Source organism: Pseudomonas sp. S49, assembly GCF_009866785.1.
GTDB lineage: Bacteria > Pseudomonadota > Gammaproteobacteria > Pseudomonadales > Pseudomonadaceae > Aquipseudomonas.
This window is the reverse complement of the sequence record NZ_CP019432.1, coordinates 983,155-995,360: the sequence shown is the minus strand read 5'-3', so window position 1 is coordinate 995,360 and position 12,206 is coordinate 983,155. Positions and strand designations below refer to the sequence as shown.

Below are 12,206 nucleotides of genomic sequence, written 5' to 3'. Positions count from 1 at the left end.
TCTGCCGCTTTGCTTTTCAGCGGCAGTTTTGGCGGTTTCACGGCAGCACCGGCCAAAGGCGTCTAAAACGTAGAAAATACGCTTGCTGAAACGTTTAATCTAGATTGATCGGCACGTTACTCGATAATGTCCCATCCTTGAAGTCCAACTTGTCGGATGCGCTGCGACAATAGTCGCCTGCCCTAATCGGGTAGGATTGGCGAAAATGTCGCGGCAAGCTCGAATAAACAAGGAAATCCCGGGTTGAAACTCAGTGATATCGCGCGGTTGGCCGGAGTGTCCGTGACCACCGCCAGCTACGTCATCAACGGCAAGGCCGAACAGCAACGCATCAGCACCGCCACCGTCGAGCGGGTGCGGGCGGTGGTCGATCTGCACGGCTTCACGCCGAACCCTCAAGCGGCTGGGCTGCGCAGTCGGCATACGCGCACGCTGGGCTTTATTCTGCCGGATCTGGAAAACCCCAGTTACGCGCGGATCGCCAAACTGCTCGAACAAGGTGCGCGAGCGCGTGGCTATCAGTTGCTGATCGCCAGCTCCGACGATGCGCCGGACAGCGAACGGCAACTGCTGCAACTGTTCCGCGCGCGCCGTTGCGATGCGCTGATCGTCGCCAGTTGCCTGCCGGCCGGCGATGACAGCTATCGGCAGTTGCAGGCCAAAGGTCTGCCGATCATCGCCATCGACCGGGTCATGGAACCCGAGCATTTCTGCTCGGTGATCAGTGACGACCGCGAAGCCAGCCTGCACCTGACCCAGAGCCTGCTCGATCCGCAACCGAAGCAGATCGTACTGCTCGGCGCGCGCCCGGAACTGAGCATCAGCCAGGAACGTGCCGCCGGTTTCAAAGAGGCGCTGGTCGATTTCAAAGGCGAAGTGCTGGTCGAACATGCTGAGTCTTTCAGCCGTGAGTGCGGCAAGCAGTTGATGGAAGAACTCCTGCAACGTCTGGGGCATTTGCCGGATGCACTGGTGACGACGTCCTACGTGCTGCTGCAAGGCGTGTTCGATGCGCTGCATGACTTTCCGCTGAAATCCCGGCCGCTGCGTCTCGGCACCTTCGGTGATACACAGTTGCTGGATTTCCTGCCGCTGCCGGTCAACGCCATGGCCCAGCAGCACCAGTTGATCGCCGACAAGGCGCTGGAACTGGCGCTGGCCGCCGTCGAGCAGTCGGAGTACAAGCCCGGTGTGCAGGCCATCGCGCGGACCTTCAAGCAGCGTATCCACCAGGACTGAGCCGTGGAGCTGATCGACAGCCACACCCACCTCGATTTCCCCGACTTCGACGCCGATCGCGCGGCGTTGCTCGCCGAATGCCGCGCCCTCGGAGTGCGGCGGATGGTGGTGTTGGGGGTTTATGAGGGTAACTGGCAACGGGTGTGGGATCTGGTGCAGAGCGACAAGGACTTGTACGCGGCGTTCGGTCTGCATCCGGTGTATCTCGATCAGCATCGTCCTGAGGATGTGTCAGCGCTCGGTGATTGGCTGACCCGGCTGCGCGGTCATCGACAATTGTGTGCGGTGGGCGAAATCGGTCTGGATTACTTCGTCGAAACGCTGGATCGCGAGCGGCAACAGGCGCTGTTCGAAGCGCAGCTGCAATTGGCGGCGGATTTCCAATTACCGGCATTAATCCACGTTCGCCGTAGTCATGCGGCGGTCATCGCTACGCTCAAACGCGTCAAGCTCAAACGCGCGGGGATCATTCACGCCTTCGCCGGCAGCCGTGAAGAAGCGCGGGAGTACATCAAACTCGGTTTCAAACTGGGCCTGGGCGGCGCACCGACCTGGCCGCAGGCGTTGCGCATGCATCGGGTACTGGCGGAACTGCCGCTGGAGTCGATCGTGCTGGAAACCGATTCACCGGACATGGCGCCTGTCATGTTTCCCGGTCAGCGCAACAGTCCGGCGCATTTGCCGGCGATCTGCGAGGCGCTGGCCGAGTTGATGAAGATCAGCCCCGAACATTTGGCCACCGCCAGCACCGCCAACAGCTGCGAAGTATTCGGCTGGTAACACATCTCCCCCTGTAGGAGCTGTCGAGTGAAACGAGGCTGCGATCTTTTGATCTTTGAAATCAAGATCAAAAGATCGCAGCGTGCCGCAGCTCCTACAGGGGATTTGTGTACAGCTCAGACACGGAAGGCGCTGATCAGTTGTTTGAGCTCAACGACCTGAGCTGACAACGCCCGGCTGGCATCTTCAGTCTGGTGCGCACCTTGCGCCGTGCGTTCGCCGGCGCGGTTGATCTCGACGATATTCTGATCAATGTCGTGGGCCACCGCCGTTTGCTGCTCCACCGCAGCGGCGATCTGCTGGTTCTGATCGACGATCATGCCGACCGCGCCGAGGATGTTTTCCAGCGCCTGCTGAACCTTTTCCGACTGCCCCACCGTGCCGTTGGCCATCTGATGGCTGACACCCATGGCTTTCACCGCTGCTCCGACGCCGCCGTGCAGCTTGGCGATCATCTGTTCGATTTCTTCGGTCGATTGCTGAGTGCGTTTGGCCAAGGTACGCACTTCGTCTGCGACCACAGCAAAGCCACGTCCCTGCTCGCCGGCACGTGCCGCTTCGATCGCCGCGTTGAGCGCCAGCAAGTTGGTCTGCTCGGCGATGCTCTTGATCACTTCCAGTACACGGCTGATCGACTGACTGTCGCTGGCCAACTGGTTGATCACCAGCACCGACTGGTCGATCTCGCTGGCCAGCGCGGCAATGCTGCCCTGCTGTGATTCGACCAAGCCACGGCCATTGATGGTCTCGTCATTCACGCTGTGAGCACTGCTCACCGCTGCGGCGGCACTGCGCGCCACCTCCAGTGAGGTCGCCGACATCTGGTTCATCGCCGTCGCCACTTGTTCGATCTGCGTGCGCTGTCCCGCCACCGCCTGATTGCTCTGCGCGGAGACGTTTTCAACCTGCCCGGCCTGACGTTCGACCTCGGCGACGGTCTGACCAACCCGTTCAATCAAGTCGTGAATCTTCCTCACCGTGCCATTGAACACCTCGCCCAACTCACCTAACTCATCGCGACTGCTGGCCTTGAAGTTGACCGTCATGTCACCAGCCGCAACCTTGTCCATCATCGCCCCGAGGCGTTTAAGCGTGGTGCGGGTCGAGGCGTAGAAACCACCGTAGAGATAGAAAATCAGCACAAACACCACCGACAGCGCCACCGCCTGCAAGACCATGTGTGTGCGGTTTTGCGCCAGACGCTGCTGCAATTGAGTGTCGAGGAATTTCAACGTGGCTTCGTTGAGCTCATAGGTCTTGCCGATCAGCCCAGTGACCTGATCGTAAAAAGCCTGCCACGGCGCATCGAGGGTGTCGGCCATGACGACCTGCTCTTCGAACAGTTCGCTGGCCTGTTTCAGCGAGGCCTTGCTGCTGTCGGCCGCAGCGCTGAGGGTTTCCCGCGCTGCTTTGCTGGAGCCGAGGGCGTCCTGCAGTTTCAAACCGTATTCGGCCTGGAGTTTTTCGATCTGCACCATCAACTCGTCGAAACGTGTGCTTGAAGAGCTGTTGAGAAAACCCTGACCCAATGAATACGAACCCATGGCCCGGCCTTCGCCGAGAGTTTGCGTGACGGTCGGCGTAATCAGGGTAACCAGTTCGCTGAGCTGACGGATGTCGCTCTGGTTGTCGCGGCTCAGCCCGGCCTGACTGGTGATGATCTGGCTGAAAATCTGCGCACTGGCCAGCAGTTTGCCAATCAACGCGCTTTTACTCTGCAGCGAGTTTTCCACTTGCTGGGCCTTGAACGCGGCGATCATTTCATCACGCTTGTCGTCGAATACTTTGATCTGCTCGGGATCGTCGGTCATTGCCGTCAGTCCCTGCAGGCGCGCCAGAACCGCCTGTTCGAGCGTGGTGATCTGCGCCTCGACATTCCCGGCCTTGCCCGACTGGCCGAGGCTGACGTTGATCTGCACCAGATTGTTGAGGGTTTCCAGATCCCGGCGCAGGGCCAGGCTGCTGCCCAGCAGATCAAGGCTTTGCAGCTCGACGCGGGTGCCCTGGAATTCGCGATAGGAGTCGCGCACCAGATAGAAATTGGTCACCAGCATCGGCACCAGGAACAGCACGCTGATCAGGCTGAACTTCATGCCGAAGCTCAGACGGTTCATCAGCGAGACGGCGGGATAGAGCAAGCTCTTCACTGGAAGTCTCCCTTGGTTTTTCTTGTTTTTATTGGCAGGCGCGGGACGACAGCAGATAGCCACTATCGGGCGCTATCTCTGTATAGCTCAAATCGGAGGGAGGTTTTGTAACTTAAGGTTAACGACAAAAAGATCGCAGCCTGCGGCAGCTCCCACAGGAAACACACAATCCCTGTGTAGGAGCTGCCGCAGGCTGCGATCTTTTGATCTTTCTTTAAATCAGTGAAATCAGTGGATCAGGACTGTCCACAGGGCAAACCCGGCATACCACAGCACTGCCGCGCGCAGCAGCAGTTCCCACAGGCAATCGAGGGTGTTGATGCCTTCCGGCCCGACCACTGGAGGTGGAATCTCGCCTGCCGCCAAACCGACCCGATTGATCAGTTGCGCCGCGCTGATGTTCCAGTTGAGCAGTTCATGCAGCATCACCCGACTGACCGCAACAAAGTTGCCGACCAGTGCCATGCTCGCCGCCAGCAAGCGTACCGGCAGCCAGTCGAAGGCGTGCCGCAGTTGCGCGGCGCGCTCGACCAGCGCCGGGTTCTGCCCGTGTTCTTGCGCCAGCGCCAACAAGCGATAGGCCAGTGCCGCCACCGGGCCGAGCACGAAATACCAGAAGATCACCGCAAAAAAGCTCTGGTAAGCCTGCCACAGAAGATGCCCCTGCACACGCTCGAGCAACTGCTCGCCGCTGTCGGCGCAAATATTCAGATCACGCTTGGCTACATGCGCCGCGGCTTGCAGATCCTCACGGCGCCAGGCATCACGGAACGGCCCGAGACCGCCGAGCAAGTCGCCGCGCCCCAGACTGTAAATCACCACCAGCAAATGCACCGGCAACGCCAGCAAGCCGTACGCCACCGGCTCCAGCACCACCAGCAACAGCGCCAGCAAGGCCACCGGAAACAGCACCAGAATGCTCAGCACCAGCCACGGCTGTTTGGCCAGCCGCTCGCTGCTTTCGAGTTTGTTCAGTTCGCGGATCCATCCGCCATCGCGTTGAACCCGATGACGCAGGGCCGAAAACTTCTCGATCCACAGCGCCAGCAGTAACACCAGAAAACTCATTGTCCTTCCTCTTGTGCCAGGGCCGCGCGGTAACGCGCCCAGTCGAATGCCGGGCCAGGATCGGTCTTACGCCCGGGTGCTATGTCGCTGTGCCCGCAAATGCGCGCGCCGGTGATGGCCGGAAATGCGCTTTGCAACTGACGCGTCAGCGCCGTCAACGCCTGATACTGCGCGTCGGTGAACGGCAGATCATCGGTGCCTTCGAGCTCGATGCCCACGGAAAAATCGTTACAGGTTTCGCGCCCTTCGAACACCGATACACCCGCATGCCACGCCCGCTCAAGACAGGAGACAAACTGGGTGACCTTGCCGTCACGTTCAATCAGAAAATGCGCCGAAACGCGCAAGTCGGCGATCCCTGCAAAGTAGGGGTGTTCGGTGACATCCAGACGATTCTGGAAAAATTCATGTACCTTGCCCGTGGCAAACTGCGCCGGCGGCAGGCTGATGTTGTGGATAACCAACAGGGAAATTTCGCCCGCAGGGCGTTCATTGAAGTTGGGCGATGGGCAGACCTGCACCCCGTGACACCACCCGCTAGCGGGATCCAACTGCATACCGATTCCTTCAACGCCGACTGTGTTGGCGCCCAGTATGCCGTGATCGGCCCCCGGCGCGCGATCACTTGCCGCGATTGAGTCGCCGCAGATTGCCCAGTACCGACTCCAGCGCCCGATCAAACAGCAAGGTGTCATCCAGTGCGCGTACCGCACCACGCTGGAATTCCTCGGCCAGCGCAAGGCGACTGCGCTCCAGTACCTTCATGCCGGTGCGATCGACAAACACATATTTGCCGGTGGCTTCGATGATCGCCGCGAGTTTGCAACGCAGACTGTGTTCATCGTCCTCTTGAAACGCCACCCAACTGCCCAGACGCAGTTGCTCGACCTGGCGCAAACCGACGGCATCGTGGGACAAACGTGCCGATGACAGCGCCATGCTGCTGTCGTCGGCGCTTTGCAGCACGATCTGTTGCGAGACCTCAATCATCGAAGCGGCCGGTTCTGCCTCGACGGAGCGCTCCAGCACCTGCACATGCAGGGCTTCAAGTTCGCTGAAAAACTCGCTGGTGGCGAACGGGTCGAACGCCGAACTGGTCAGGCCATCACGCAGCGACTTGAGCAACCCCGGTACCAGCGCCAGCAAGCGCAGACTGGATTCAGCGTCTTCGTGACGCTGCACACTCCAGATCAATTGCTCCATGGTTTGCACATCGGCCTGCCATTCGGCTGACTGATCGCCATGCTTGAGGCACGTCAGCAGCAGTACTTTGCTCCACGCATCTTGTACGAAGGTGACCACGGAAGGCGGCAGCGTCTTGCCCAGCAATGCCTGATTCAAAGCCCGTTCGACCCGGCGCCGGGCCAGTTCGGTTTTCGCTCGCCCCTCTTCGGCGTCACGCAGACGCTGTTCAAGCAGCTCGCTGCGACGGCGTTCATCACTGGTGAACGCGAGGAAATCGGCGAGCAATTCGGAAAAAATCGCCGGATCATCGACAAAGTCAGTCAGCAGGCGCTGCACCACTTGTTCGATACGCAGGTACAAGCTGTCACGCGCGTCACCGTCACAATCGCCCCAGCCCATGGCCGCCTCGGCGATTTCATTGAGCAGGCGCCGCGCCGGATGCGTGCTGCGGCTGAAGAAACTCTTGTCGAGCACCGCGACCTTGAGCATCGGGATCTGTAACCGGGCGATCAGGGCCTTGAGCGAATCCGGGACATTGCGGTCTTCAAGAATGCAGTCGAAGACCATGGCGATCAGATTGATCACATCTTCGTCCGCATCGCCCACAATCCGCGATTTGCCACTTCTGACGCTGACCCGGGTCAGCAGTTGTTCGAGCTGATTGCGTAGATCGAAATCATCCTGTGCCGCCAACTCGGGCACGTATTGCTGCAAATGCGAGAGCAGGCGCAGCAGATCGCGGGTGGAAATCGGTTGAACCGCAAAGCTGGATTCCAGCGTCGGTGCGACAGTGCCACGTACATGCGAAAGCAACTCTTGCAACGCGGCGAAGACCTCTTGCACGCTTTCATCGACAGGCGGCAGATCGTCGCTTTCACCACTTTCCACATTCGCGATCGCCCGATCAATGGCGCGGCGTGCAGGGGCCGGCTTCAAGTCCGGCAACACACCGGTGGCGAGCAGCAATTGATTGGCTTCGGCGTAAAGCTGTTCGGTGTCGGCCAGGACATAGCGCTCGAACAGTTTGAGCAGGATCAGTTTAACCTTGATCTCCACGCCCAGATTACGCCCGGCCTGGAGGAAAAACTCGCAGAGCAGCGCCGGGCCGAGCGGGTTGTGCTGATCATCGAGGGTCTTGCCGAGCAACGCGTTAAGCCGTGCGGTCAGTTGATCGAGGGCGAAGCCGTCACGCTTGAGCACACGACCGACCATGGTCTCGACCGCCACGCTGCGTTCCATATCGTCGTTGCGGGGGGCCAGCTCGTCGTATATCAGCGCGTGCGGCAGCGTGTTGTGCGCAGGATCGTATTGGGTCAGGCCGACGAAGGCTTCGAAGAATTGCTCGAGAAAACCGCGTTCGATGTTTTTGCGCTTCAGGCGCAGGTCGCGCATGGCTTCGAAAAAGATGTTCTGTTCGACGTCGTTGCGCGCCCGGTCGGCCATTTCAAACAGCGTGTCGTCGGCGTTATCGAACAGCTCCTGCAAACCGTGGCGCAGTTGCTGGGCAGCCTTGTCGCGAACCTGAAGCAGAATCACAGGCAGGCGGGCGAGCGGCGAGTGATTCGCCTGATCGGCAGTGCCTTTGTGCAAAGGCACCACTTTCCCGTCGTTGTGCATCCAAGCCTCCTGAAACGGTGATTCGTTCGGTCAAGCCAACCCGGATCCCTGTGGGAGCGAGCCTGCTCGCGATGGCGGTGTGTCAGCCGTAGCAATGTCACTGAAAGAATGCATTCGCGAGCAGGCTCGCTCCCGCAAGTTCAATCAGGACGTCAAAGCTATGACGTCAAATGCAAGGCGAATTATCTTTCATAACTTGCACCCGGCGCCATAGCCGTCAGGGTTTCCCCTATACCGCCCCTTTCAGTGACCACGCCTGGCCGGGTTTGCTCAAAGAAAATCGACCGGATGCAGGCTGGCACGCGCGTTCTCGCCTTGGGTTGGCTCGCGCCATGCCCCTATAATCGAACCACTTTGTTTGTGGAGCCCGTTATGCCGAATCTACGTCTCGCCGACTTGACCGCCGAAATCGAAGCCAACGTGCGCCGTGCGTTGCTCGAAGACATCGGCAGCGGCGACATCACCGCGCAACTGATCCCGGCCGAACGCCTGGCCAAAGCCACCATCATCACTCGCGACGCGGCCGTTATCTGCGGCACTGCCTGGGTCGATGCGGTGTTTCGTCAGCTTGATCCGCGGGTGGCGGTGCATTGGCAAGTGGTCGATGGCGAGCGGGTAAAGCCCAATCAACCGTTATTTCATCTGGAAGGCCCGGCCCGTTCGCTGCTGACCGGTGAGCGCAGTGCGCTGAATTTTCTGCAATTGCTTTCCGGCGTAGCTACGCACGCGCAGTACCTGGCCGATTTCGTCGGTACCACTCAGGTCAAACTGCTCGACACCCGCAAGACTCTGCCGGGTCTGCGTCTGGCACAGAAATACGCGGTGACCTGCGGTGGCTGCCACAACCATCGCATCGGTCTGTACGACGCGTTCCTGATCAAGGAAAACCACATCGCCGCCAGCGGTGGCATCCCGCAGGCGATTGCCGCCGCGCACAAGATTGCCCCGGGCAAACCGGTGGAAGTCGAAGTGGAAAGTCTGGAGGAGCTGAAGGAGGCACTGGCCGCCGGCGCCGACATCATCATGCTCGACGAACTGAGCCTGGATGACATGCGCGAAGCCGTGCGCCTGAACGGCGGCAAGGCGAAACTGGAGGCCAGCGGCGGTATCAACGAAAGCACACTGCTGCCGATCGCCGAAACCGGAGTGGACTACATCTCGATTGGCGCGATGACCAAGGATGTCAAAGCGGTGGATCTGTCGATGCGCCTCAGTCTCTGAATACTGCGCGCAATAAAAAACGCCAGCCCGGTTGAGGCTGGCGTTTTTGTATCAGACCACCAGATTATTCATCTCGCAGTACTCTTCCCACTCGACACCCAGCACTTCGGCCGCCTCTTTGTGCAGCACGAGGCGCTGTGCCTCGAACTCTTCCGGCGTGCTCGTGTACTTGAGTGTCAGCTCCCACGGCTGCAAGCCCTGGGCTTCGGCTTCGTCTTCGAAGGCCCACTGGATCTGATCTTTTTGATCATCGGGACTCAGGTCCTTGATCTCTTCTTTCAGGTCCGGTACGTCCAGAATGTACTTTTCCAGCGCTTGTTCGTGACGTTGCTCTTGAGTTAATTCGGTCATGGCGTTCTCGCTGATCTTAGGAATGGAGGATGGATCTGGATCATCAAGGATCTCTCTGACGCGGATTTGTCCGGCCTTCGGAACCATTCGGGATCATCTGAAAACTGCTGGGCGATGCTCATGCAGGCTCCGAATATAGGACGTTTGCATGACGAATTACACGGCTCTTTACATCTCTCTCACAAAAAGCTGACCTGCGGAACATAAATCCGCTTTTGCGATGGGTGAGAGTGTTTAAGAAGGTGGTGCCCGAGACAGGAATCGAACCTGCGACCTTCGCGTTACGAGTGCGCTGCTCTACCGGCTGAGCTACACGGGCGGTGGGCTAAACCTAGCACCGGTCTTGAAGTCCGGCAACTTCACAGAATGTCCCGATATTTCGCAGACAAAAAAATGCCCCGCCGTTTTCACGGCGGGGCATTTTTATTGCGCTAACGCTTTGGGGTGATTAAACGCCCGAAGCCTTGGCAGCAGCCACGTCTTTGATGGACAGCTTGATACGGCCGCGGTTGTCCACGTCCAGTACCAGCACTTCCACTTCCTGGCCTTCTTTCAGGATGTCGGTCACTTTCTCTACGCGAGCGTCGCTCAGCATCGAGATATGCACCAGACCGTCCTTGCCCGGCAGGATGTTGACGAATGCGCCGAAGTCGACGATGCGCTCAACTTTACCCACATAGATCTTGCCGATCTCGGCTTCAGCGGTGATACCCAGAACGCGCTGACGTGCAGCTTCAGCAGCTTCCTTGGTTTCGCCGAAGATCTTGATCGAACCGTCGTCTTCGATGTCGATCGAAGCCTTGGTTTCTTCGCAGATCGCACGGATGGTCGCGCCACCTTTACCGATAACATCACGGATCTTGTCGGTGTCGATTCTCATCGCGATCATGGTCGGAGCGTTGGCCGACAGTTCGGTACGCGACTGGCCGATGATCTGGTTCATCTGACCGAGGATGTTCAGGCGCGCTTCCAGGGCTTGGCCCAGAGCGATCTCCATGATTTCTTCGGTGATGCCTTTGATCTTGATGTCCATCTGCAGCGCAGTAACGCCTTTGGCGGTACCGGCTACTTTGAAGTCCATGTCGCCCAGGTGGTCTTCGTCACCGAGGATGTCGGTCAGAACTGCGAACTTCTCGCCTTCCTTGACCAGACCCATGGCGATACCGGCAACCGGCGCCTTCATCGGCACACCAGCGTCCATCAGGGCCAGGGAAGCGCCGCAAACGGAAGCCATCGAGCTCGAACCGTTGGATTCGGTGATTTCCGAAACCACACGGATGGTGTACGGGAACACGTCAGCGGCTGGCAGCATGGCCGAAACCGAACGACGGGCCAGACGGCCGTGACCGATTTCACGACGACCAGCACCACCCATGCGACCACACTCGCCCACCGAGAACGGAGGGAAGTTGTAGTGCAGCATGAACGGGTCTTTTTTCTCGCCTTCCAGGGTGTCCAGCAGTTGTGCGTCACGGGCGGTGCCCAGTGTTGCAACGACCAGCGCCTGGGTTTCACCACGAGTGAACAGCGCCGAACCGTGAGTCTTCGGCAGAACGCCGACTTCGATGTTCAGCGGACGTACGGTTTTGGTGTCGCGACCGTCGATACGTGGCTTGCCATTGACGATGTTTTCGCGAACAGTGCGGTATTCGATTTCGCCGAAAGCGGCTTTGACTTCGCTGGACGAAGGCTGACCTTCTTCACCGGACAGCTTGGCAACGACTTGATCCTTCAGCTCGCCCAGACGCGCATAACGGTCGGCCTTGACGGTGATGGTGTAAGCCTGGGAGATCGCTTCGCCGAACTCGGCACGGATAGCGCCCAGCAGTTCGGTGGCTTCTGGCGCAGGAGCCCAGATCCAGGTTGGCTTGGCAGCTTCAGCGGCCAGTTCTTTAACGGCGTTGATCACAACCTGGAATTCGTCGTGAGCAAACAGTACCGCGCCCAGCATCTGGTCTTCGGTCAGCTCTTTGGCTTCCGATTCAACCATCAGTACGGCGTCGGAAGTACCGGCAACGACCATGTCCAGGCTCGAAGCCGCTTGCTGCTCGTAAGTCGGGTTCAGCAGGTAGCCGGTGCTTTCGTGGAAGGCAACGCGAGCGGCGCCGATCGGGCCGTCGAACGGGATACCCGAGATAGCCAGGGCAGCCGAGGTACCGATCATCGCTGCGATGTCCGGATCGGTCTTCTTGCTGGTGGAAACGACGGTGCAGACAACCTGCACTTCGTTCATGAAACCTTCAGGGAACAGCGGACGGATCGGACGGTCGATCAGTCGGGAAGTCAGGGTTTCTTTTTCGGAAGGACGGCCTTCACGCTTGAAGAAACCGCCAGGGATCTTACCGGCAGCGTAAGTCTTTTCCTGGTAGTGAACCGACAGAGGGAAGAAGCCCTTGCCTGGATCAGCTTGTTTTGCACCGACTACAGTCACCAACACGCTGACGTCGTCGTCAACGGTGACCAATACTGCGCCGGAGGCCTGACGGGCGATACGGCCAGTCTCGAGGGTAACGGTCGATTGACCGAACTGGAATTTTTTGATTACCGGGTTCACGGTGTCCTACCTTCTTTGTGGCTCTTGGGGGAACTGGTTTCTTG

General features: G+C 59.0%; 9 protein-coding genes and 1 tRNA gene. 3 read left to right on the top strand and 7 right to left on the bottom strand.

The window, feature by feature from the left end:
- Positions 1-243 precede the first annotated feature (243 nt).
- Together cra and PspS49_RS04240 are read left to right on the top strand one after the other, a co-directional pair.
- Positions 244-1,239 carry a catabolite repressor/activator gene (cra, locus tag PspS49_RS04245; RefSeq protein WP_095119519.1) on the top strand — a complete coding sequence of 332 codons (996 nt, stop codon included), beginning with the start codon at positions 244-246 and terminating at the stop codon, positions 1,237-1,239.
- A gap of 3 nt (positions 1,240-1,242) precedes the next feature.
- Positions 1,243-2,019, top strand: coding sequence for a TatD family hydrolase (locus PspS49_RS04240; RefSeq protein ID WP_150749586.1), 777 nt, complete (start codon positions 1,243-1,245; stop codon positions 2,017-2,019).
- Between the two features lie 116 nt (positions 2,020-2,135).
- Here the strand turns inward: PspS49_RS04240 and PspS49_RS04235 are convergent, their stop codons facing one another.
- The 4 genes from PspS49_RS04235 to PspS49_RS04220 form a co-directional block, all read right to left on the bottom strand.
- Positions 2,136-4,166, bottom strand: coding sequence for a methyl-accepting chemotaxis protein (locus PspS49_RS04235; protein WP_127925796.1), 2,031 nt, complete (start codon positions 4,164-4,166; stop codon positions 2,136-2,138).
- Between the two features lie 228 nt (positions 4,167-4,394).
- A complete protein-coding gene (gene ampE / locus PspS49_RS04230) occupies positions 4,395-5,234 on the bottom strand; it encodes a regulatory signaling modulator protein AmpE (protein ID WP_127925795.1) in 840 nt (279 codons plus the stop codon).
- The gene (gene ampD, locus PspS49_RS04225; RefSeq protein ID WP_150749587.1) at positions 5,231-5,791 is read right to left on the bottom strand and encodes a 1,6-anhydro-N-acetylmuramyl-L-alanine amidase AmpD; all 561 of its coding nucleotides are present in this window, start codon (positions 5,789-5,791) and stop codon (positions 5,231-5,233) included. The genes ampE and ampD overlap by 4 nt, the downstream gene beginning before the upstream one ends.
- A gap of 64 nt (positions 5,792-5,855) precedes the next feature.
- A complete protein-coding gene (locus PspS49_RS04220; RefSeq protein ID WP_150749588.1) occupies positions 5,856-8,036 on the bottom strand; it encodes a DUF1631 domain-containing protein in 2,181 nt (726 codons plus the stop codon).
- Between the two features lie 372 nt (positions 8,037-8,408).
- On the opposite strand from PspS49_RS04220, the gene nadC reads away from it, so the two are divergent.
- The gene (gene nadC, locus PspS49_RS04215) at positions 8,409-9,257 is read left to right on the top strand and encodes a carboxylating nicotinate-nucleotide diphosphorylase (RefSeq protein WP_150749589.1); all 849 of its coding nucleotides are present in this window, start codon (positions 8,409-8,411) and stop codon (positions 9,255-9,257) included.
- Between the two features lie 51 nt (positions 9,258-9,308).
- On the opposite strand, the gene PspS49_RS04210 is transcribed toward nadC, so the two are convergent.
- The 3 genes from PspS49_RS04210 to pnp form a co-directional block, all read right to left on the bottom strand.
- Positions 9,309-9,608, bottom strand: a complete 300-nt coding sequence (locus PspS49_RS04210) for a DUF6388 family protein (protein WP_123452824.1) — start codon at positions 9,606-9,608, stop codon at positions 9,309-9,311.
- A 243-nt stretch (positions 9,609-9,851) separates the two neighbouring features.
- Positions 9,852-9,927: transfer RNA gene (locus PspS49_RS04205), tRNA-Thr, on the bottom strand.
- A 129-nt stretch (positions 9,928-10,056) separates the two neighbouring features.
- Entirely contained in the window at positions 10,057-12,162 is a 2,106-nt protein-coding gene (gene pnp, locus PspS49_RS04200; RefSeq protein WP_160038265.1) for a polyribonucleotide nucleotidyltransferase, read from the bottom strand.
- Positions 12,163-12,206 lie beyond the last annotated feature (44 nt).